Origin of the sequence: Pseudomonas sp. JZ134, assembly GCF_051027695.1 — a bacterium.
GTDB classification, from domain to species: Bacteria; Pseudomonadota; Gammaproteobacteria; order Pseudomonadales; family Pseudomonadaceae; genus Chryseomonas; species Chryseomonas luteola.
In genome coordinates, this window is record NZ_CP069250.1 from 1,868,350 (window position 1) to 1,889,179 (window position 20,830).

Sequence of the window (20,830 nt, forward strand, 5' to 3'; positions counted from 1 at the left end):
GCTCTTTTGATCTTCCACCGGCTTGATGCGGAATCAGGGGGATATCCGTTATTGTAGGAATTTCGAGAGATATCTGACCGATATAGCCCCTGCGGATCAACTTTTCGAAGGCCGGCTGCTGTTCCCATATGCTACATAGCCGTTAGTGAAGGCAACATTTTCTTCGCGGGCACCATAGTGCGAGCCGCAAATTCAACCAAGCGCTGGCGAATCCTGAATGCTGCGTTCTGCGCTACCTTGCCGCTCAAATCCGCTCCGCTTGCGGCGGCGATAGCGTTGATGCACTAGGTATGGACCTTAAGAGCGTGTCCATCAGAAAGCCTGCATGGTTATCGGCAGGGCTGTATCTTTCTGTTCAGGCTGGCAGGAAAGTGCGCCAGCTTTTGTGCCGGTCTGATCGGTCTTCTGACCAGCTCACCTCCACAGTTGGGGCAGCAGCCGTGCAGGTGACTCAAGGCGCATGTCTTGCAGAATGTGCACTCGAAAGAGCAAATGAATGCGTCGCTTGTGTCAGGTGGCAGGTCTTGATCACAGCATTCACAGTTAGGGCGTAGCTCAAGCATGATCAAGTCCTCGTATGGGGTCACCGAATCGGGCGCTATACGCCTGCGGGCTGACTGACAAATGTTTCTGAAACGTCCGGCGAAGGCTTTCCGGGTGGCCGAAGCCACAGAGGCGAGCAACGGTGCTGATTGAGGCTTGTGCATCATGTAGAAGTGCTCTGGCGGTCTCCAGGCGAACCTGTTCTACATAGCGTCCCGGAGTGATGCCCAACTCCCTGCCAAATGCACGCGACAAGGTGCGAGGCGTCATGTTGACCTGCTCTGCCAGACGCTCGATGGAAAGATCTTCCCCCAAATGCGCGGGTATCCAGTCCAACAATGCGGCCAAACGAGGAGTTCGGCTGGGCTCCGGCGAAAGACAGGCGCTGAACTGTGCCTGACCACCGGGACGACGTAAAAACATGACGAGTCTGCGCGCTACGCTTAATGCTGTAGGTCGATCCAGATCCGCTTCAACCAGGGCCAGCGCAAGGTCAATGCCTGCCGTAACACCGGCGGAAGTAAAGACATCGGCATAACCGTCCTGCCCGGCAGGATCGTAGGTATGCAGGCGGTCTCCCTCAACTTGTATGGCGGTGTAACGCTGCAACGCTTCCAGGTCAGCCCAGTGTGTCGTGGCGCGTCGGCCCTTCAGCAGCCCAGCCTCAGCCAGGATCAGGGCGCCGGAGCAAACGGACCCCAGACGACGCAGGCGAGGCTGGCTCTGTTGCAGCCAGTCCAGCAATTCGGTATGTCGACATTGCTGCTCGACGCCAATACCGCCAGGAATCAGTAGGGTATCGAGCTGCTCTGCAGGCATGTCACGCCAGGATTGATCCGCCACGATCTGAATGCCAGATGAGGTCATGATTGGGCCGGGCTGATCAGCCAGAAGACTTATCTGATAAGCCGGAGGCAGCCCTTGTCGCTGCCGTTCAACATTGGCAGACGCAAAAACCTGCAGCGGCCCGGTTACATCCAGGCTCATTACGTCTGGATAGAGAAGGCTGGCAACAACGCGGACGGCACTCATGGTTCATACTCAGGACGGATCAATCAAGTGTGCTGCGCGCTGTGTCTGTCTGCAATGACAAGTGCCCCACAAATATGGACATCTGGATAAGATTATCGGAAATTCTTCAGGGTGACTTCTGCTCTGGCAACAACCTCTTTAAGATGCGCGCCATGAACGTTTCCGACCCTAAAGAACTGGCGCCTCTGCTCGAAGCAATACTGCTGGCTGCCGGTAAACCGCTGACGCTGGAACGCCTCGCGGAACTCTTCGATGACTATGAACGGCCCGAGCCCAAGCAGTTACGCGATGGACTCGCTGTGCTGGCCGGCTCGTGCAAGAAGCGTGGTTTTGAGCTCAAGGAAGTGGCCAGCGGTTATCGCTTGCAGGTCAAGGAGCGGTATTCAACCTGGGTCGGTCGTCTTTGGGATGAGCGTCCGCCGCGTTATTCGCGAGCGCTTCTGGAAACCTTGGCGCTGATTGCCTACCGACAGCCAATCACCCGTGGTGAAATCGAAGAAGTGCGTGGTGTTGCAGTCAACAGCCAGATCGTCAAGACATTGCTTGAGCGCGAATGGATTCGCGTGGTTGGCTATCGTGATGTGCCGGGCCGCCCGGCCATGTTTGCCACTACCAGAGCGTTTCTGGATTATTTCAACCTGAAAAGCCTGGATGAGTTGCCAACGCTGGCCGCTATTCGGGAGATGGAGTTCGAGCCAGAACCTGTTCTCGACGATCACGCGCTGGCAGCAGAAGATGCGTCAGTCATGTCACCGGAGCCTGCCGAAACAACAGCCAAGCCGGCAGAGGAGACCAGTTTTCGGACATTACTGGCGGAGCTGGATGTCATGGAGACCGGACTCAAGATCGATTTTAACGATCTGCGTCTGGAAGAGGCCATCGATCCGATGGGAGAGGATCGGGAAGAGCAATGATGCAATAGCCGCTATAATGAAAATCGGCCGGAGATGATCCGGCCGATTCGTCTGTGTCAGGTTCTGTGTTACGCCGGAGCGTTTACCAGTGCCTGACAGGTATCGAGCATACGGTTGGAGAATCCCCACTCGTTGTCGTACCAGGCCATGACCTTCACCAAATTGCCGGTGACCTTGGTGTGGTTGGCATCGAAGATTGAGGACAGCGGGTTATGGTTGAAGTCGATCGACACCAGTGGACGGTCGTTATAACCCAATACCGGCGAGGCTTCGCTGGCCGCTTTCATGAAGGCATTGATTGTCTTGGCATCTGCTGTCTTGGAAACCTGAATGGTCAGGTCGACCAGCGACACGTTGATAGTCGGCACACGTACAGCCATGCCGCTGAACTTCCCGACCAGCTCTGGCAGCACCAGACCCACGGCTTCAGCCGCACCGGTCTTGGTTGGAATCATCGACTGAGTAGCCGAGCGGGCACGGAAGGGGTCGGAATGATAGACATCCGACAGGTTCTGGTCATTGGTATAGGCATGGATTGTGGTCATCAGACCATGCTCGATACCCAACTCACGGTTCAGGACCTGAGCGACCGGGGCCAGACAGTTGGTTGTACAGGACGCATTGGAAATGATCTGGTGGGACTGACGCAGGATATTGTCATTCACACCATAAACAATAGTGGCGTCAACCTCCTTACCAGGTGCGGAGATAATGACCTTGGAAGCACCTGCGTCCAGGTGAGCCGCCGCCTTGCTGCGGCTGGTGAACAGACCGGTGCATTCGAACACCACGTCAACATTCAGGTCTTTCCAGGGAAGCTCTGCCGGATTTCGGATAGCGGATACCGCAATACGGTCGCCATTCACGGTCAGGCTATTCTCATCAACGGAAATCTCAGCATTGAAACGATCATGCACGCTGTCGAATTCCAGGAGATGGGCATTAATGGACGCGTCACCCAAGTCATTGATGGCGACAACCTGCATATGCTGACGATAATTTCCGGAGTAAAGCGCACGAAGAACATTACGGCCGATACGCCCGAAACCATTGATAGCAATACGAATGCTCATATTTGAAACCTCGTTCTGGCAGGATTTGTTGTAAAAACAATTACACTATCGCGTATTTTGAGAGGAATAATAGCCACTCAGATCAAATTTGTTTTAAAAACAACAAATTTTTCGCCTGCCTGGAGAATCGGAACCATGCATCCTCGCGTCCTTGAAGTTACACAGCGTCTCATTGAGCGTAGCCGTCCTACGCGTACGCGCTACCTTGAAATGATCCGGGCAGCTGCGAGCGAAGGCCCTCAGCGTGCCAAGCTACAATGCGCCAACTTTGCCCACGGCGTAGCCGGGTGCGGTGCGTCGGATAAGCAGCGCCTGCGTCTTATGGATGAGGTTAACGTCGCTATCGTTTCGTCTTACAACGACATGTTATCTGCGCACCAGCCTTACGAACATTTTCCCCAGATCATCAAAGATGCTCTGCGCGAAATAGGCTCCGTTGGTCAGTTCGCCGGTGGGGTGCCAGCCATGTGTGACGGCGTAACCCAAGGCGAAGCAGGCATGGAGCTCAGCCTGCTCAGCCGTGAAGTCATCGCAATGTCCACCGCTGTGGCACTGTCCCACAATATGTTCGACGCCGCACTGTGCCTGGGCATCTGCGACAAGATCGTTCCTGGCCTGATGATTGGCTCTCTACGTTTTGGTCATCTGCCATTCGTTTTTGTGCCGGGTGGTCCAATGCCTTCGGGCATTTCCAACAAGGAAAAGGCCCGAGTGCGTCAGCTTTTTGCGGAGGGCAAGGCAACCCGCGAGGAGCTGCTTGAGTCCGAAATGAAGTCCTACCATAGTCCCGGCACCTGCACCTTCTACGGTACAGCCAACACTAATCAGGTCGTTATGGAAGTGATGGGACTGCACCTGCCGGGCTCGTCCTTCGTGAATCCGTATACGCCTCTGCGTGACGAGTTGACCCGTGAAGCGGCGCGTCAGGTGACACGTATCACGCAGCAAAGCGGTAATTTCATCCCGCTGGGTGAGATCGTTGACGAAAAAGCCATTATCAACTCGGTCGTGGCCTTGCATGCAACCGGTGGTTCTACCAACCATACCCTGCATATTCCCGCCATCGCACAGGCGGCTGGTATCGAACTGACCTGGCAGGATATGGCGGATCTGTCGGCTGTCGTTCCAACGCTGGCGCAGGTTTACCCCAACGGCAAGGCGGATGTGAACCATTTTCATGCGGCTGGTGGCACCAATTTCCTGATTCGCACCCTTTTGGATGCCGGTTTGCTGCATGAAGATGTGAACACCGTCATGGGTCATGGATTACGTCGTTACTTGCAGGAGCCATTCTTGGAGAATGGCACATTGACATGGCGTGAAGGACCTGTGGCGAGCTTGGATGAGGAAATCCTGCGTCCGGTCGAGCGCCCGTTCCGCCCTGAAGGTGGTTTGCGTGTGATGGATGGCAACCTTGGCCGTGGGGTCATGAAGGTATCTGCCGTAGCGCCTGATCACCAGATCGTAGAAGCGCCTGCTAGAGTATTTGCTGATCAAGCCGAGCTTGCTAATGCCTTCAAGGCGGGTGAGCTGGACCGCGATTTTGTAGCGGTGGTCCGCTTTCAAGGACCCAAGGCCCTTGGTATGCCGGAGTTACATAAGCTGACGCCTTACCTGGGCGTGTTGCAGGATCGAGGCTTTAAGGTCGCTCTGGTGACTGATGGACGTATGTCTGGAGCGTCCGGCAAGGTGCCAGCGGCTATCCATGTATGCCCTGAGGCAATCGATGGCGGTCCGTTGTCGAAAGTACGTGACGGTGATCTGGTGCGTGTCAATGGACAAACCGGAGAGTTGATCGTGGTGGTTGATCCTGCCGAGTGGAATGCTCGGGAGCAGGTGGCGCCCCCGCAAGGCATGGGTATTGGAACGGGACGTGAACTCTTTGCGTTCATGCGGCAAGCAATGAGCACCGCCGAAAAGGGTGCGAGTGCATTTACATCCAGCCTGGAGGCGCTGAAATGAATTTGGCTTTGGTAGGGGATATCGGGGGCACGAATGCCCGTTTCGCATTGTGGCGTGACCAGCAGCTTGATGCGATCGAGGTGATGGCGTGTGCCGATTTCGAGCGTCCCGAAGATGCTGTGCGTGAATACCTCAAGCGTACCGGTGTCGCTCTTGACGATATCCACTCCGTATGTCTCGCCTGCGCGGGGCCGGTAGGCGAGGGTGACTTCCGTTTTACCAATAATCACTGGGTTATCAGCCGCGAGCGTTTCTGCGCTGAGCTTGGTCTGACTCACCTGCTTCTGATCAATGACTTCAGTTCAATGGCCTGGGCTGTAGCTAAGCTGGACAAAGCGCATTGCGTTCAGGTCCGTGAGGGAGCGGCGCATGCCAATCGGGCACGTCTGATCATCGGGCCGGGGACTGGCCTGGGTGTGGCCGGTCTGCTGCCGATCGGGGATGACCGCTGGATGGTACTTTCCAGCGAAGGCGGTCACGTTGATTTGCCGATCGGCACGCCACGTGAGTTCGAAATTTGGAAGATCCTGAAGCGCCAGTTTGGTAACCACGTGTCGGCGGAGCGTATTATTTCCGGCAATGGCCTGGTGAATCTCTACAAGGCCAGCTGTGAACTGGATGGCCGCGAAGAGAAGTGCGTGACCGCTGCCGAGATCTGTGAAATGGCGCTGTCCGGTGACGCCTATGCCGACGAGGTGCTGGAGCAGTTCTTCGTATGGCTGGGCCGTGTGGCTGGTAATGCTGCGCTGACCTTAGGTGCGTTGGGTGGCGTTTATATCGCCGGTGGAATTCTGCCGCGATTTGTTGAGCGCTTCCAGAACGGCGCCTTTGCCAAGGCGTTTGCGGACAAGGGTAAGACGAGCAGTGCCTACCTTCAGGATATTCCTGCCTGGCTGGTCACCGCCGAGTACCCTGGCTTGTTTGGCGCAGGGGTTGCCTTGCAGCAAAGCCTGAACGGTCAGTAATACCGCGTTTCCCCTCTTGGCGTTCCCCCCCGGTGTCGTGCATGCTTCGACACCGGGGCAATAATAAAAAAGACAAGGGACAACGCTATGACACCGATGGGTAAATCCATCCTGCTGGTCGATGACGATCAGGACATTCGTGAGCTTTTAGAGGCTTATTTGAGTCGTGCCGGATTTAGTGTTCGAGCGGTGGCAGACGGCTACGGATTTCGTACTGCGCTTAAAGCCGAGCCGGCTGATCTTCTGATACTGGATGTCATGCTGCCGGGTGAGGACGGCTTCAGCCTTTGCCGTTGGGTCAGGGCGCTGAGTGGTTCCATCTCTCAAGTACCTATCATCATGCTGACCGCCAGCTCCGATGAGGCAGATCGTGTGATTGGCCTTGAATTGGGCGCTGACGATTACATTGGAAAACCATTCAGCCCGCGGGAATTACAGGCGCGGATTAAAGCGCTTCTCCGGCGCGCAGGTTTTGGTGACGCCAAGTCGGGGCACACATTGGTGTTTGATGAATGGCGTCTTGATACTGTCACGCACAGGCTGTTCCACCAGGACGGAGAAGAGGTCATTCTGTCCGGCGCTGATTTCACTCTGCTCAAACTGTTTCTAGATCATCCCCAGCAAATACTTGACCGTGACACGATTGCCAACGCGACGCGGGGGCGTGAAGTCATGCCGCTTGACCGCATCGTGGACATGGCCGTCAGCCGCTTGCGTCAACGGCTGCGTGACACTGGGAAATCGCCTCGACTAATTCGCACGGTACGCGGCAGTGGCTACCTTCTGGCGGCGCAGGTGCATGGCCCGACCGCAGATGTTTTTTAAGGCACTCCAGCGGCTGGTACCGCACTCATTGTTGGGAAGAATGCTGTTGCTTACGCTGCTGGCGGTTCTGCTGGCCCAGGGCGTTTCCAGCCTCTTCTGGATATCGCACTTGCGTGCCAGCCGAATGGAAGGTCTGCTGAACGCTTCGCGCAGCCTTGGTTACTCCATTGCGGCCAGCGTGCGTTACTTCAGTCTGCTACCGCCGGCGTATCGTCCGGTAGTGCTGGAGCAGTTGCGTAATATGGGCGGTACACGGTTTTTCGTATCGCTTAATGAAAAGCCCTTGATCATGGAGCCGCTGCCCGATTCGCCTGGCAAGCAGGCGGTACTTCATGCTGTGGAGTCAGTCTTGCGGGAGCGTCTCGGCAATGGGATGCCGATGTATGTGGAGTTTGTTAGCCCCAAGCACCTGCGCCTGTTCAATGGCAATCTTTCCCTGGATGAGTTGCCACGCTCCTGGGCGCACTACGTCCTCAGCTTTGAACCACTAGATCCGCCCATTCTGGTCACCCAGATACGAATAGGTCCGGAGGAGTGGGTCTACATCGGGACACTGATGCCAGCCCCTTATCTCACCCTGGATGAGCCGTTCCTGCCTCTGCAGCAGGCTTGGTTCATCCTGTTCAGCAGCGCTTTTCTGCTATTGTTCATTGGCCTGCTCATCCACTGGCAGAGCCGGCCGCTTAAACGTTTGTCGCAAGAGGCACGTGAGCTTTCGCTGGAGGCACAGGTTCAACCCCTTCCTGAAGTCGGGGCGAGTGAAATTCAGGAAGTCACACGCGCCTTCAACACCATGCGTGATCGTATCAGTCGATACCTGGCCGAGCGGGGCCAGCTTTTCAGTGCGATTTCCCATGATCTGCGGACTCCTATCACCCGGCTGCGGCTCCGTGCCGAGTTACTGGAGGATGAGGCATTGCAGGCGCGCTTCAATCGAGACCTTGACGAACTGGATCTGCTAGTCAAGGGAGCACTGCAGTGCGTCAAGGACACCGATATTCACGAAAACATCGAGTCGGTAGACCTCAATCTCCTGCTGAGCAATATCGTCGAGCCTTACCAGGCCGGTGAGCAGCCTCGAGCGACGCTGCAAGGTGAGGCGGTAGCTCTCTATCCCGGCAAGCCGCTGGCCTTGAAGCGCTGTATCGGCAATGTACTCGACAACGCGCTGAAATACGGTAATCGGGCGCACTTGACGGTGGAGGATGATGGCAAGGTATTCATGTTGCATGTCGACGATGAAGGCCCAGGGGTGCCAGAAAAGGATTTAGAGCAGGTTTTCGAACCGCATGTCCGCCTGACAGGTCAACAGCAGGGATACGGATTGGGGCTCGGGATTGCGCGCAATTTAGCCCATGCCCATGGGGGGGAGGTGGTCTTGCGCAATCGTCGGGAAGGGGGCCTGCGGGTCACGCTGACGTTGCCGCGCTAGAGGCGCCCTGAAACGAGTGGCGTAAAATTGTGATCGATATCTACAAAAGCCGCCTAATGTAACGGCATTGTGACATTAATGATTCCCTTCGTTACCCACGCTGGCCAAGGGCTGGCTAGACTCCGATCAGATTTATAAAAACAACAAGGTCACTGATCATGAAAGCACTCAATCGTCTCGCCCTCGCGGTTTCTTTGTCCTGCTTGAGCCAATTACCCCTAACCGCCCAGGCGGGTGAAGTGGAAGTCCTGCATTGGTGGACTTCAGGTGGTGAAGCTCGGGCTGTCGATACCCTCAAGCAAATGATGCAAAAGCAGGGCGATACCTGGAAGGATTTCGCGGTTGCCGGCGGTGCCGGTGAGGCCGCGATGACCGTTCTGAAAACCCGTGCGGTTTCTGGCAATCCTCCTTCTGCAGCACAGCTCAAAGGCCCCGACATTCAGGAGTGGGCTGACATGGGCTTTCTTACCAACCTGAACGACATCGCCAAGGCCGGAAAATGGGACAGCATCATGCCCAAGCGCATCGCTGAAACCATGCAGCATGATGGTGATTACGTCGCCGTTCCCGCCGGTGTTCATCGCATCAACTGGCTCTGGATAAACCCTGAGGCCTTCCAGAAAGCGGGCGCCAAGGTGCCAACGACACTAGATGAGTTCTTCGAGGCTGCAGACAAGCTCAAGGCAGCAGGTATCATTCCGATTGCCCACGGCGGTCAGAACTGGCAGGACACCACCATTTTCGAGTCGCTGGTCATGGCCATGATGGGGCCAGAGGACTATCACAAGGCATTTGTCGAAACTGACGAAGACACTTTGCGCAGCGACAAGATGGTTGAAGTGTTCAAGACCTTCAAGCGTATTCGCAACTACATCGACCCAGATGCAGCGGGCCGTGACTGGAACCTGGCTACCGCCATGGTCATCAATGGCAAGGCCGGTATGCAGATTATGGGCGACTGGGCCAAGGCCGAGTTTACGGCTGCAAACAAGACTGCTGGCAAGGACTACCTGTGCGTAGTCATGCCGGGCACTCAGGGTGACTTCATCTACAACATCGATTCCCTGGCCATGTTCAAGCTCAAGGACGAGGCAAACAGGAAAGCCCAGGACGACTTGGCCCGTACTGTCATCGACAAGCCTTTCCAAGAAGTCTTCAACCTGAACAAAGGCTCGATTCCTGTTCGCAATGATATCGACATGGCGAAGTTCGATGACTGTGCCAAACAGTCCATGAAGGATTTCCAGGCAGCCAACGACTCGGGCAAAGCGGAGCCAAGCCTGGCGCATAGCATGGCCAACACCAGCTATATCCAGGGCGCTGTCTTCGATGTGATCACCAACTTCTTCAACGATCCAAGCGCCGACCCCAAAAAGGCGACCGAACAACTGGTCGCCTCCATCAAAGCGGCGCAGTAATGCAGTAAGGGCAGGGCGTTGCAAGACGCCCGGTCCTGATGCAAATACCAACCTACGGGTTGGATCAGGAGTTCTTCGATGTCTTTAAGCGAAGTGCAAATCATGCGCACAGGTACCAGCACGTCTGTACGAAAGCCTGACCGCCTCCAGAAATGGCTTCCCAAGCTGGTTCTGGCCCCTACCGCGGTGGCAATGATTGTTTGCCTGTACGGCTACATGCTGTGGACGGCCGTGATCTCATTGACCACGTCCCGCTTCATGCCGGTGTATAACTTTGCAGGTCTTGCCCAGTTTGAACGCCTACTGGCCAACGACCGTTGGCTGGTGGCCTGTAAAAACCTGGCCATCTTTGGCGGGATGTTTATCCTGCTTTGCCTGATCATCGGCGTGTTCTTCGCCATCCTGCTGGATCAACGCATCCGACGCGAAGGTTTTATCCGCACCATTTATCTTTATCCCATGGCGCTATCGATGATCGTTACCGGTACTGCCTGGAAGTGGCTGCTCAACCCAGGGTTAGGCCTGGACAAGCTCCTGCGCGACTGGGGATGGGAAGGTTTCCGCTTTGACTGGCTTGTTGATACGGATAGGGTCATCTATTGCTTGCTGATCGCTGCGATCTGGCAGGCCTCCGGCTTTGTCATGGCAATGTTCCTGGCCGGTTTACGCGGCGTGGATAGCGCCATCATTCGTGCCGCACAAATTGACGGAGCCTCGCTGCCCACGATTTATCTGCGCATCGTTCTACCCAGTTTGCGACCTGTTTTTTTCAGTGCCGTGATGATCCTGTCACACATTGCGATCAAGAGCTTTGACTTGGTAATGGCCATGACCGCCGGTGGACCCGGTTACTCATCCGACCTTCCTGCGGTCTTCATGTATCAACACACCTTTACACGCGGGCAAATGGGGTTGGGGGCGGCCAGCTCCGTCCTGATGCTTGGCGCGGTGCTTGCCATCCTGGTGCCTTACCTTTATTCCGAACTGCGGAGCAAGCGTCATGGCTGATCTTTCCCATAGCAAGCGCTGGTCTTTCAACCGCATTGCAATTCACACTACGCTTCTGGTGGCTTGCGCTGTCTATCTCGTGCCACTGGTAGTCATGCTGTTAACCAGCTTTAAGACACCGGATGACGTGCGCACCGGTAACCTGCTGACGTTACCCGTAGACTGGACACTCATTGGCTGGATAAAGGCCTGGAGTACGGTTCACGAGTACTTCTGGAACTCCTTCATGATCACGGTTCCTGCCGTCATCATCTCGACTTTCATCGGTGCGCTTAACGGCTACGCCTTGTCGAAGTGGAGCTTCAAGGGCTCGAACGTATTGTTCAGCATGCTGCTGTTCGGTTGCTTCATCCCGTTCCAGGTCATTCTGTTACCAATGTCATTCACCCTGGGCAAGCTGGGTCTGGCCAATACCACCACCGGACTCGTGCTGGTTCACGTCATCTACGGTCTGGCCTTCACAACGCTTTTCTTCCGGAACTACTACGTCGGTATTCCGGATGCCCTGATCAAGGCGGCACGTCTCGATGGTGCAGGCTTCTTCACCATCTTCTGGAAGATCCTGCTGCCGCTTTCCACCCCTATCGTGATGGTAAGCCTGATCTGGCAATTCACTCAGGTCTGGAATGACTTTCTGTTTGGCGTAGTGTTCGCCAGCGGCTCTGCGCAGCCGATTACGGTAGCGCTCAACAACCTCGTCAATACCAGTACCGGGGCCAAGGAATACAACGTGGATATGGCCGCTGCGATGATTGCGGCGCTGCCGACACTGCTCGTTTACATCTTCGCCGGCAAGTATTTCGTCCGTGGTCTGACCTCGGGCGTCGTCAAAGGATAAGAACAATCATGGCCGCACTAGAACTTAAAAATGTCCGCAAGACCTACGGCAACGCTGCTCAGGAAGCGCTTAAAGGTATCAACATCAGTATCGAGACCGGGCAGTTCCTGATCCTGGTTGGTCCTTCCGGTTGCGGTAAGTCTACGCTGATGAACGCCATCGCTGGCCTGGAAGATATTTCCAGCGGGGCCATCATGCTGGGTGGTGAGGATGTAACTGCGGTCGAGCCCAAGGACCGCGATATCGCCATGGTATTTCAATCCTATGCGTTGTATCCGACCATGACGGTGCGGGAAAACATCGCCTTTGGGTTGAAGATCCGCAAGACACCTGCTGACCAGATCGCGGCGGAAGTGGACCGTGTCGCCAAGCTTTTGCAGATCGAGCATTTGCTCGAGCGCAAACCCTCGCAGCTATCCGGTGGGCAACAACAACGTGTCGCCATGGGGCGCGCACTGGCGCGCCGCCCCAAGCTTTACCTGTTCGATGAGCCGCTCTCAAATCTTGATGCAAAGTTGCGTGTGGAAATGCGCACCGAGATCAAGCTAATGCACCAGCGGCTCAAGACTACAACTGTCTACGTTACTCACGACCAGATCGAAGCCATGACGCTGGGCGACCGTGTCGCAGTTATGAAAGAGGGAGAAGTTCAACAGTTTGGTACTCCCCAGGAAATCTACAACAACCCCGCCAACCTCTTCGTGGCCAGCTTCATTGGTTCTCCGCCAATGAACTTCATTCCTGTCGCGTTGGAGCAGGAAAACGGGCGCCCTGTGGTGCGTTTGCAGGGGCATGGCGAGCGTACCGCTATTGGTCTACCCATGCTTCAAACCGCTCTGGCAGACGGTCGCGAAGCAATTTTAGGGGTTCGACCTGAGCAAATTTGTATTCGCAGTGGTCAGATCGGCGATTTGCCATTGGTCAGCGCCCGAGTGCAGGTCGTGGAGCCAACAGGCCCCGACACTCTGGTTTATGTCGAGGTCAATGGCGTCCAGGTGTGTTGTCGAGTAGCGCCAGTCGACACTCCTGAAATCGGATCAATCGTAACGCTAGAGCTTGATGTAGAGCGTCTCGTATTATTCGAACCTGCTTCAGGTGCTCGTATCGCTTAGGAGAAAGTTATGACATTGCCACGTGTGGTGGTTTTTGGAGAGGCCTTGACCGATCTGGTCCAGCATTCACCCGGACAGTGGCAAGGCCATCCAGGCGGTGCACCGTGGAATGTTGCCCGGACGCTGGCGCGTCTGGGCGTACCCGCTGCGTTTGCGGGATCAATCAGCCAGGATTCTCTAGGCGATGAGATTCATGAGCAGTCTCAGGTGTCCGGACTGGATATGCGTTTTCTGCAGCGGGTCGAAGCTGATCCGCTGGTGGCAGTAGTGCCGTCCAGCAATCCACCTCGGTATTTCTTTGCTGGGGAGGCGGATCTAGCCTTTGATCCTGATGCGTTGCCGCAAGGCTGGCTCGAGGCTGCTGAACTCTGCCACTTCAGCTGCATCAGTCTGGCCCGTGAGCCGTTGGCTTCCAAACTGCTTGAACAGGCAGAAAAGGCCAAGGCAGGAGGTAAACGTATCAGCTACGACCCCAACTGGCGAAACCTGATGGGCGATGACTACTGTCGTCGTATCTTTCCAACCCTTGTGAGGCTGGCAGACGACATCAAGCTTTCTGACGAAGACCTGGAAAATATCTATCCCGGATTAACGCCTGAACAGGGCTTGAGCCGCCTGCGGGAGATGAATCCAGAGGCCAACATCCTCTATACGCAGGGTGGCAAGGGCATCACGCTGCTTTCCAGCCAGGGGGAGTGGACTCAGCCTGGTATTCCGATTCATGTGGCGGACACCGTAGGTGCCGGTGACGCCTGTATGGCGGGGTGGTTGGCGTCAGGGATCATTTCAAGCGCATCACTGGAAGAGCGACTACTTTTCGCAGCTGCCTGTGCCTCGGTGTCTTGCCAGAAATCGGGGGCCTATGCGCCGACGCTTGATGACGTTCGCGCCATGATGGCGACTTCGCCGCTTCCTGCCTAAGGACTTCGCATGAACTTTCCAGACTTCCGTCAACGTGACACTCTGCTGGATCATATCCAGCATACGCTGGCTTTCTACTATCCACGCTGCATTGACGAGCAGGGCGGGTTTTTCCAGTTCTTCCGTGGCAATGGTGATATCTATGATCGAGAGACGCGCCATCTTGTCTCCAGTACCCGTTTCGTCTTCAATTTTGCAATGGCCTATCGGCAGTTTGGCAACGCTGAATACTTGGGCGCCACACGGCACGGGCTTCGCTTTCTAAGGGAAAAACATCTGCAGCCCAATGGCAGCTACGCCTGGCTACTGAAGGGCGACAAAGTAGTAGACGGCACCAATCATGCCTATGGTCTGGCATTCGTTATCCTGGCGTACTCTCACGGCGTCATGGCAGGAGTCGAGGAGAGCAGAGCATGGCTGGCTGAAGCGTGGGATACCTTCGAGCGTCATTTTTGGCGTGAAGAAGAAGGTCTGTACTGTGATGAGATCAGTGCCGACTGGTCCGAGGTTTCCTCCTATCGTGGACAAAATGCCAACATGCATGCCTGCGAGGCGCTTCTGGCTGCCTATGAGGCGACACAAGAGTCCCGCTATCTGGACCGCGCCGAAACGCTTGCACTCAACATGACTCAGCGCCAGGCAGCACTTAGCCAGGAAAGCGCTGAGGTTGCTCAGGATGTACCAGGCGGGTTGATCTGGGAGCATTACCATCAGGATTGGAGCATCGATTGGGATTACAACAGAGATGATCCCGCCAACCTGTTCCGCCCTTGGGGTTTCCAGCCTGGACATCAGGTCGAGTGGGCCAAGCTCTTGCTGATTCTCGAGCGCCATCGTCCCCAGGCATGGTTGGCGCCACGTGCTGCAGAGCTGTTTGATGCCGCGTGGAAAACCTCATGGGATCATGAACATGGTGGCCTATATTACGGGTTCGCTCCGGATGGCAGCGTTTGTGATCCAGACAAGTACTTCTGGGTTCAGGCCGAGGCCTTGGCGGCTGCAGCCTTGCTTGCCGAGCGCACCGGCAACGGTAAATATTGGAAACAATATGAACAGCTCTGGCACTATAGTTGGGAGCATTTCATTGATCACGAGTATGGCGCTTGGTGGCGCATCCTCGACCGTCGAAATACCAAGTATTCCGACGAAAAAAGTCCGGCCGGAAAGGTCGACTACCACACCATGGGAGCCTGTTACGAGGTACTCAATGTTCTGCCGTGAAGTTTAGCCAGTTATTGGCGTGGGACCTGTGGTGTGTTGCGTATAGCCCATTAAAAATTATAAAGGACCGAGAAGAATGTATAAGCATAAAGGCAAACGCGTACGGCACTTGGCTGTGTTGTCGTTAGCTGCACTGGGTGGACTCAGTGCCACTGCCCATGCAGCCGATGCCTTCGACCCTGAAGCAGGTGGTATGACAGGCGATTGGGGTGGCCTGCGTACTGAACTGCTAGATAAGGGGTACGACATCAAGTTGGAGTACGTCGGGGAAGGCGCTACCAACATGCGAGGTGGATACGACAAGGATCACACCGCACGTTGGTCTTCCCAGTACATGTTCGGCCTGGCGGTCGACATGAACAAGACGTTGGGTTGGGAGAATTCCGTATTCAAAGTTGCCATTACTTCACGTGACGGCCGTAACCTGACCAACGACAATATTGGTGATCCACGTTCCGGTACGTATTCTTCCGTACAAGAAGTCTGGGGTCGCGGCCAGACCTGGCGCCTTACCCAGTTGTGGTTGAGCAAGGGGTTCTTTGATGGCCGCCTAGACATCAAAGCGGGTCGTTTCGGCGAGGGTGAAGATTTCAACTCGTTCGACTGTGACTTCCAGAACCTGGCGTTCTGTGGCTCCCAGGTGGGTAACTGGGTAGGTGATCAGTGGTACAACTGGCCGGTCAGCCAGTGGGCCATGCGCGTCAAGTACAACCTGACACCTGAGCTGTTTGCGCAGGTTGGGGTTTACGAGCAGAACCCGTCGCTGCTTGAAACCGGTAATGGCTTCAAGATGAATACCAGCGGTGCCAAAGGCGTGATCCTGCCAGTTGAGCTGGTATGGTTGCCAACACTGAACAGCCTGCCGGGTGAGTACCGCTTCGGTTACTACTACAGCACCGCTGATGCGGATGATGTGGATGGTGTTTCCAGCCGTCATTCCAGTAAGCATGGCTACTGGGTTGTAGCCAAGCAGCAGCTGACCAAGCACAACGGTGATGCTTCTCGTGGTCTGAGTGTATTTGCCAACTTCACGGTGCATGACAAGGCTACCAACAAGGTAGACAACTACATCCAGGCTGGTGTGGTGTACAAGGGACCATTCGATGCGCGACCAAAAGACGACATCGGTTTCGGTGTGGCCCGTATCCACACCAACAGCGATGCGCGTGATGCGCAGCGTGCAGCCAACCTTGCTACCGGTATCGACGATTATGACAACCCAGGCTACGTACCGCTGCAGTACAGCGAATACGATGCTGAGCTGTACTACGGCGTACACGTGACCAACTGGCTCACCCTACGTCCGAATATTCAGTACATGCGTAACCCGGGTGGCGTCAAGGAAGTCGATAATGCTGTTGTCGGCGGCCTGAAGGTCCAAGCGGTGTTCTAATTCCGCAGATGGTACTGGGCGCAGCGAGCAGTGTGTTTATACTGTTCGCTGTGTCCAGATGCTGAGGTAGCCCTGTGGGTAAGGTTGAGAGTCCCTGCGTAAGCCAATGCAAGCTCAAGGATGAAGTCTGTCAGGGATGCGGCCGCAGCCGCGATGAAATCAAGGGCTGGAAGTCCATGAAGGACAAAGAGCGCAAGGATGTAGTCGAAAAGGCCAGCAAGCGTCTCAAGAAGCTCAAGAAGAAATAACCTCGCTACAGGCTGAAGCGTACTGCTCCAGCCTTTCTCGTCGATTACAACTCTTCCTGTTCCTGCTCCATTGGATAGCGTGTTGCTACCAGACTTTCCTTTACTTTGCGCAGGTGCGGCTGGAAATCAACGCCGCGGCGCAGCGTAACGCCAGTGGCCAGAATGTCGAGTACTGTCAGCTGAACGATACGTGACGACATTGGCATATAGATATCAGTATCTTCGGGCACTGGAATATCAAGGCTAAGTGTTGAAACCTTCGCAAGCGGAGAATTAGCAGCAGTCATCCCGATAACTGATGCCCCATTATCCCGTGCCAGCTTGGCAACATCCACCAGTTCGCGCGTGCGGCCGGTGTAGGAAATGATGACAAAGACTTCGCCTATCTGCGCTACAGACGCAAGCATGCGCTGCATCAGAATGTCTGAATGGGCCGAAACAGCCAGACCGAAGCGAAAGAATTTGTGCTGGGCATCCAGCGCTACGGGTGCAGATGCACCCAGGCCAAAGAAATGAATCTGCCGTGCCTGAATCAGGAGATTGACGGCTCGATTGATCACTTGAGCATCCATGCGCTGACGAGCATTATCGAGCGAGGCGATGGTGCTACTGAAAATCTTTTCTGAGTAGGCTTCAGGCTCATCATCCGCTTCCACCGCCTGGCTTACGTAGACGGCGCCGCTGGCGATGCTCTGAGCCAGTTGAATCTTCATTTCAGGGTAGCCGCTGATTCCCAGTGATCGGCAGAAGCGGTTGACGGTCGGTTCGCTGACGTGAGCTGCCTGCGCCAGAGCAGCAATGGTCAGGCGGGTAGCCTGCCGTGGATTGTTTAGAATAACCTCGGCTACCTTGCGTTCGGCACGGTTCAATTCCGGCAGACGGGTCTGAATCAATTGCAGCAATGTGCTGGCCCGATCCATCAAATGCTCCTGAAAGTTGTCATCCTTTTATCGTACAGCTATAGAGGAATAAGGCTGCACAAAAAGGTTTTATTAAATTTTTGATTTTTATACTACGTAAAAGGGGAAAGCTCACTTAAACTGGGCTTTCATTCACCAACTTTTCGTAAAAGAACGAATATATGCCAGCAGTTCGCGTACTCCCTTGCACTTTGGCCCTGTTCGGCGCGTTGGGCGATCTCGCTCTGCGCAAGTTGTTTCCGGCTCTCTACCAACTCGATCGCGAAGGTCTCCTCCATGATGACACGCGTATCGTCGCGCTTGCTCGAGATCAAGGAGACGGCACCAAGCAGCTCGCTCATATTGAAGAGCGGGTTCGGCATTACGTGCCGAATGCTGACTGGAATCAAGCCGTCTGGGAACGTTTCGCCGCCCGCTTAAGCTACCGTGCCATGGATTTCCGACGCATGGAAGACTATGCCGGACTGGCCGAAGACGTAGGTGACTCCGAAACGGTGATTGCGTATTTCGCAACACCCGCCTCAGTATACAGCTCGATTTGCGAGAATCTTGATGCGGTAGGGCTTAGCAGCCGTACACGTGTCGTCATGGAAAAGCCCATCGGCCATGACCTTGAGTCTTCGCGTGTCGTGAACGACTCCGTGGCTCGGTTCTTCCCGGAAAGTCAGGTCTATCGTATCGACCATTACCTGGGTAAGGAAACCGTACAGAATCTGATTGCTCTGCGGTTTGCAAACAGTCTGTTCGAGACCCAATGGAACCAGAACTATATCTCCCATGTGGAGATTACGGTTGCTGAGAAAGTAGGAATCGAAGGCCGCTGGGGTTATTTCGATCAGGCCGGGCAGCTACGCGACATGGTGCAGAACCACTTGCTGCAGCTGCTTTGCCTGACTGCAATGGACCCGCCCGCTGATCTCTCGGCGGACAGTATTCGTGATGAAAAGGTCAAGGTGCTCAAGGCGCTCGAGCCGATCACCGCCGATCAGCTGGCCAGCCGTGTCGTGCTGGGCCAGTACACGAGTGGTTACAGCGATGGCAAGCCGGTGCCCGGCTATCTGGAGGAAGAAAACTCCAACGAGAGCAGCAGCACGGAAACATTCGTGGCCATTCGCGCCGATATTCGTAACTGGCGTTGGTCCGGAGTGCCTTTCTATTTGCGTACCGGCAAGCGTATGCCGCAAAAACTTTCGCAGATCGTTATTCATTTCAAGGAACCGCCACACTACATCTTCGCGCCTGAGCAGCGGAGTCTGATCAACAACCGACTGATCATCCGTATTCAGCCGGACGAAGGGATTTCCCTGCAGGTCATGACCAAGGATCAAGGCTTGAGCAAAGGGATGCAGCTGCGCAGCGGTCCGTTGCAGCTCAACTTCTCCGAGGCCTTCAAGTCGGCGCGGGTACCAGACGCGTATGAGCGTTTGTTGCTGGAAGTGATGCAGGGCAACCAGTCTCTCTTCGTGCGCAAGGACGAGATCGAGGCGGCCTGGCGCTGGTGCGACCAGCTCATGGAAGGCTGGGAAAAAATGGGCGATACCCCGAAATCATACGCAGCTGGCACATGGGGCCCGCTGACTTCCATTGCTCTCATTGCACGTGACGGGAGATCCTGGTATGGCGATATCTAACCTGCCACAAGGCGTCGAATTCATTGAGCTGAACGGTCGTGAGGCCCATGCTGAGCAGCTGACCCAAGCTGTAGCGGCTGCGCTTCGTGAGGCCATTGCACAGAAAGGGGCGGCCACACTGGTGGTTTCGGGTGGTCGTAGCCCAGTGCCGTTCTTTGAACAGTTATCCGAGCAGGAGCTGGACTGGGCGAAGGTCACGATTACGCTCGCCGATGAGCGCTGGGTGCCTTTAGAACATCCGGATAGCAACGGCGGGCTAATTCGCAAGCACCTGTTGCGTAATGCAGCCCGTGCAGCGACGTTTGTAGACCTCTATGCCGCTGGCGAAAACGCTGAAACGGCTGCTCAGGAGGCTGATAACCGCTTGCAGAATCTGCCCAAGCCTATCGATGTGCTGGTGCTGGGAATGGGCGACGATGCACATACTGCTTCGTTGTTTCCCGGAAGCCCTGGGCTTGAGGATGCGCTTGATCCACAGAGCGAGCGCTTGTGCCTGCCCATGTGGGCACCTTCCGTGCCTCGTCAACGCCTGACCATGACACGCGCATTGTTGTCTGGTGCTCACAATCAGTTCCTGGCCATCCAGGGTCAGAGCAAGTTGGCCGCTCTGCAAACCGCTGCAACTGCCGGTGATGAGCTGGCGACTCCTATCAGCGCCTTCCTGCGAGAGCCGCTGAAGATCTATTGGTGCCCTTGAGGATGAGTGACATGCAAAACAAGATCGCTGCCATTGATGCGCTGAGCCAGAAAGCACGCATCCTGCCCGTCATCGTGATCAACGATCCGGCTGACGTCCTGCCTTTTGCTGACGCGATGGCAGCGGGGGGGCTCAAGACACTGGAAGTCACGCTTCGCTCTGCCCATGGTTTGGATGCTGTGCGCCTGCTGCGCAAGGAACGCCCGGAGCTAACGGTGGGTGTCGGTACTGTTCTGGACACCCACATGTTTGATGCTGCGGTAGAAGCAGGTGCTCAGTTCATTGTAACGCCCGGCTGCACGGACGAAATCCTTGAGGCAGGCGTTAAAAGCGATGTGCCGCTACTGCCCGGTATTGCTACGCCTTCAGACATCATGCGTGCCTATCGGCTGGGTTACCGTCGCTTCAAGCTCTTCCCGGCCAACGTTTACGGTGGAATAGACGCGCTTAAAGCCTTTGCCGGTCCTTTTGGCGATCTTCGATTCTGCCCAACGGGCGGCGTCAATCCGAGTAATGTCAAAGCCTATTTCCAGCAAAGCAATGTCATGTGCGTAGGAGGTAGCTGGATGCTGCCTTCCGACGCTATTAAGGCGCGTGACTGGACAAAGATAGAGCAGCTTTGCCGCGAAGCCCTGGCTGCGCTCGATTAAGGCAGTCATCTTGTTCGACGGCCTGTA

At 55.4% G+C, this 20,830-nt stretch carries 20 protein-coding genes; 16 read left to right on the forward strand and 4 right to left on the reverse strand.

Annotated elements, in window-relative coordinates; translation table 11 throughout:
* Positions 1-329: 329 nt before the first annotated feature.
* Both JQR86_RS08800 and JQR86_RS08805 read right to left on the reverse strand, forming a co-directional pair.
* Positions 330-563, reverse strand: coding sequence for a DUF1272 domain-containing protein (locus tag JQR86_RS08800; protein WP_150347318.1), 234 nt, complete (start codon positions 561-563; stop codon positions 330-332).
* Positions 556-1,575, reverse strand: a complete 1,020-nt coding sequence (locus JQR86_RS08805; protein WP_286789057.1) for a GlxA family transcriptional regulator — start codon at positions 1,573-1,575, stop codon at positions 556-558. Before JQR86_RS08805 ends, JQR86_RS08800 begins: the two co-directional genes overlap by 8 nt.
* 152 nt (positions 1,576-1,727) lie before the next feature.
* Between JQR86_RS08805 and scpB the strand changes: the two genes are divergently transcribed.
* The gene (gene scpB, locus JQR86_RS08810; protein WP_219653528.1) at positions 1,728-2,489 is read left to right on the forward strand and encodes an SMC-Scp complex subunit ScpB; all 762 of its coding nucleotides are present in this window, start codon (positions 1,728-1,730) and stop codon (positions 2,487-2,489) included.
* A 68-nt stretch (positions 2,490-2,557) separates the two neighbouring features.
* Here the strand turns inward: scpB and gap are convergent, their stop codons facing one another.
* Complete coding sequence (gap, locus tag JQR86_RS08815) at positions 2,558-3,562, reverse strand: type I glyceraldehyde-3-phosphate dehydrogenase (RefSeq protein ID WP_010798452.1); 1,005 nt, start codon at positions 3,560-3,562, stop codon at positions 2,558-2,560.
* A gap of 135 nt (positions 3,563-3,697) precedes the next feature.
* Here gap and edd point away from each other — a divergent pair, with 135 nt between their 5' ends.
* The 12 genes from edd to JQR86_RS08875 all read left to right on the forward strand — a co-directional run bounded on the left by edd (position 3,698) and on the right by JQR86_RS08875 (position 16,905).
* Positions 3,698-5,524, forward strand: coding sequence for a phosphogluconate dehydratase (gene edd / locus JQR86_RS08820; protein WP_074826722.1), 1,827 nt, complete (start codon positions 3,698-3,700; stop codon positions 5,522-5,524).
* On the forward strand, positions 5,521-6,489 hold the full coding sequence (locus JQR86_RS08825) for a glucokinase (RefSeq protein WP_010798450.1): 969 nt from the start codon (positions 5,521-5,523) through the stop codon (positions 6,487-6,489). Before edd ends, JQR86_RS08825 begins: the two co-directional genes overlap by 4 nt.
* An 87-nt stretch (positions 6,490-6,576) precedes the next feature.
* A complete protein-coding gene (locus tag JQR86_RS08830; RefSeq protein WP_010798449.1) occupies positions 6,577-7,314 on the forward strand; it encodes a response regulator in 738 nt (245 codons plus the stop codon).
* Complete coding sequence (locus JQR86_RS08835) at positions 7,289-8,746, forward strand: ATP-binding protein (protein ID WP_434154704.1); 1,458 nt, start codon at positions 7,289-7,291, stop codon at positions 8,744-8,746. Before JQR86_RS08830 ends, JQR86_RS08835 begins: the two co-directional genes overlap by 26 nt.
* A gap of 158 nt (positions 8,747-8,904) precedes the next feature.
* Positions 8,905-10,164, forward strand: a complete 1,260-nt coding sequence (locus JQR86_RS08840) for an ABC transporter substrate-binding protein (RefSeq protein ID WP_010798447.1) — start codon at positions 8,905-8,907, stop codon at positions 10,162-10,164.
* Between the two features lie 78 nt (positions 10,165-10,242).
* On the forward strand, positions 10,243-11,172 hold the full coding sequence (locus tag JQR86_RS08845; RefSeq protein WP_010798446.1) for a carbohydrate ABC transporter permease: 930 nt from the start codon (positions 10,243-10,245) through the stop codon (positions 11,170-11,172).
* Positions 11,165-12,010: a carbohydrate ABC transporter permease gene (locus tag JQR86_RS08850; RefSeq protein ID WP_010798445.1), complete on the forward strand. Its 846-nt coding sequence runs from the start codon at positions 11,165-11,167 to the stop codon at positions 12,008-12,010. The genes JQR86_RS08845 and JQR86_RS08850 overlap by 8 nt, the downstream gene beginning before the upstream one ends.
* An 8-nt stretch (positions 12,011-12,018) precedes the next feature.
* Positions 12,019-13,122 carry an ABC transporter ATP-binding protein gene (locus JQR86_RS08855; RefSeq protein WP_019365552.1) on the forward strand — a complete coding sequence of 368 codons (1,104 nt, stop codon included), beginning with the start codon at positions 12,019-12,021 and terminating at the stop codon, positions 13,120-13,122.
* Between the two features lie 9 nt (positions 13,123-13,131).
* A complete protein-coding gene (locus JQR86_RS08860) occupies positions 13,132-14,043 on the forward strand; it encodes a carbohydrate kinase family protein (RefSeq protein WP_434154706.1) in 912 nt (303 codons plus the stop codon).
* A 9-nt stretch (positions 14,044-14,052) separates the two neighbouring features.
* Positions 14,053-15,264, forward strand: coding sequence for an AGE family epimerase/isomerase (locus tag JQR86_RS08865; RefSeq protein WP_434154707.1), 1,212 nt, complete (start codon positions 14,053-14,055; stop codon positions 15,262-15,264).
* 76 nt (positions 15,265-15,340) lie between these two features.
* Complete coding sequence (locus JQR86_RS08870; protein ID WP_019365555.1) at positions 15,341-16,657, forward strand: carbohydrate porin; 1,317 nt, start codon at positions 15,341-15,343, stop codon at positions 16,655-16,657.
* 74 nt (positions 16,658-16,731) lie between these two features.
* On the forward strand, positions 16,732-16,905 hold the full coding sequence (locus JQR86_RS08875; protein ID WP_010798440.1) for a DUF1289 domain-containing protein: 174 nt from the start codon (positions 16,732-16,734) through the stop codon (positions 16,903-16,905).
* Between the two features lie 44 nt (positions 16,906-16,949).
* On the opposite strand, the gene JQR86_RS08880 is transcribed toward JQR86_RS08875, so the two are convergent.
* A complete protein-coding gene (locus tag JQR86_RS08880) occupies positions 16,950-17,825 on the reverse strand; it encodes a MurR/RpiR family transcriptional regulator (protein ID WP_074826707.1) in 876 nt (291 codons plus the stop codon).
* Positions 17,826-17,986: 161 nt separating this feature from the next.
* Here JQR86_RS08880 and zwf point away from each other — a divergent pair, with 161 nt between their 5' ends.
* From zwf to JQR86_RS08895, 3 genes are read left to right on the forward strand one after another with little or no spacing between them, the layout of a single operon-like run.
* Complete coding sequence (zwf, locus tag JQR86_RS08885) at positions 17,987-19,456, forward strand: glucose-6-phosphate dehydrogenase (RefSeq protein WP_010798438.1); 1,470 nt, start codon at positions 17,987-17,989, stop codon at positions 19,454-19,456.
* Positions 19,443-20,153: a 6-phosphogluconolactonase gene (gene pgl, locus JQR86_RS08890; RefSeq protein ID WP_010798437.1), complete on the forward strand. Its 711-nt coding sequence runs from the start codon at positions 19,443-19,445 to the stop codon at positions 20,151-20,153. Before zwf ends, pgl begins: the two co-directional genes overlap by 14 nt.
* An 11-nt stretch (positions 20,154-20,164) precedes the next feature.
* Positions 20,165-20,803, forward strand: a complete 639-nt coding sequence (locus tag JQR86_RS08895; protein ID WP_010798436.1) for a bifunctional 4-hydroxy-2-oxoglutarate aldolase/2-dehydro-3-deoxy-phosphogluconate aldolase — start codon at positions 20,165-20,167, stop codon at positions 20,801-20,803.
* Positions 20,804-20,830 lie beyond the last annotated feature (27 nt).

What these genes read in the sequence shown, in the direction of transcription:
- JQR86_RS08855 (WP_019365552.1), top strand. Translation starts at nt 12,019, where the DNA reads ATGGCCGCACTAGAACTTAAAAATGTCCGCAAGACCTACGGCAACGCT.
- JQR86_RS08840 (WP_010798447.1), top strand. Translation starts at nt 8,905, where the DNA reads ATGAAAGCACTCAATCGTCTCGCCCTCGCGGTTTCTTTGTCCTGCTTG.
- JQR86_RS08865 (WP_434154707.1), top strand. Translation starts at nt 14,053, where the DNA reads ATGAACTTTCCAGACTTCCGTCAACGTGACACTCTGCTGGATCATATC.
- pgl (WP_010798437.1), top strand. Translation starts at nt 19,443, where the DNA reads ATGGCGATATCTAACCTGCCACAAGGCGTCGAATTCATTGAGCTGAAC.
- JQR86_RS08895 (WP_010798436.1), top strand. Translation starts at nt 20,165, where the DNA reads ATGCAAAACAAGATCGCTGCCATTGATGCGCTGAGCCAGAAAGCACGC.
- JQR86_RS08870 (WP_019365555.1), top strand. Translation starts at nt 15,341, where the DNA reads ATGTATAAGCATAAAGGCAAACGCGTACGGCACTTGGCTGTGTTGTCG.
- zwf (WP_010798438.1), top strand. Translation starts at nt 17,987, where the DNA reads ATGCCAGCAGTTCGCGTACTCCCTTGCACTTTGGCCCTGTTCGGCGCG.
- JQR86_RS08850 (WP_010798445.1), top strand. Translation starts at nt 11,165, where the DNA reads ATGGCTGATCTTTCCCATAGCAAGCGCTGGTCTTTCAACCGCATTGCA.
- JQR86_RS08825 (WP_010798450.1), top strand. Translation starts at nt 5,521, where the DNA reads ATGAATTTGGCTTTGGTAGGGGATATCGGGGGCACGAATGCCCGTTTC.
- JQR86_RS08830 (WP_010798449.1), top strand. Translation starts at nt 6,577, where the DNA reads ATGACACCGATGGGTAAATCCATCCTGCTGGTCGATGACGATCAGGAC.
- scpB (WP_219653528.1), top strand. Translation starts at nt 1,728, where the DNA reads ATGAACGTTTCCGACCCTAAAGAACTGGCGCCTCTGCTCGAAGCAATA.
- gap (WP_010798452.1), bottom strand. Translation starts at nt 3,562, where the DNA reads ATGAGCATTCGTATTGCTATCAATGGTTTCGGGCGTATCGGCCGTAAT.
- JQR86_RS08860 (WP_434154706.1), top strand. Translation starts at nt 13,132, where the DNA reads ATGACATTGCCACGTGTGGTGGTTTTTGGAGAGGCCTTGACCGATCTG.
- JQR86_RS08805 (WP_286789057.1), bottom strand. Translation starts at nt 1,575, where the DNA reads ATGAGTGCCGTCCGCGTTGTTGCCAGCCTTCTCTATCCAGACGTAATG.
- JQR86_RS08880 (WP_074826707.1), bottom strand. Translation starts at nt 17,825, where the DNA reads ATGGATCGGGCCAGCACATTGCTGCAATTGATTCAGACCCGTCTGCCG.
- edd (WP_074826722.1), top strand. Translation starts at nt 3,698, where the DNA reads ATGCATCCTCGCGTCCTTGAAGTTACACAGCGTCTCATTGAGCGTAGC.
- JQR86_RS08845 (WP_010798446.1), top strand. Translation starts at nt 10,243, where the DNA reads ATGTCTTTAAGCGAAGTGCAAATCATGCGCACAGGTACCAGCACGTCT.
- JQR86_RS08835 (WP_434154704.1), top strand. Translation starts at nt 7,289, where the DNA reads ATGGCCCGACCGCAGATGTTTTTTAAGGCACTCCAGCGGCTGGTACCG.
- JQR86_RS08800 (WP_150347318.1), bottom strand. Translation starts at nt 563, where the DNA reads ATGCTTGAGCTACGCCCTAACTGTGAATGCTGTGATCAAGACCTGCCA.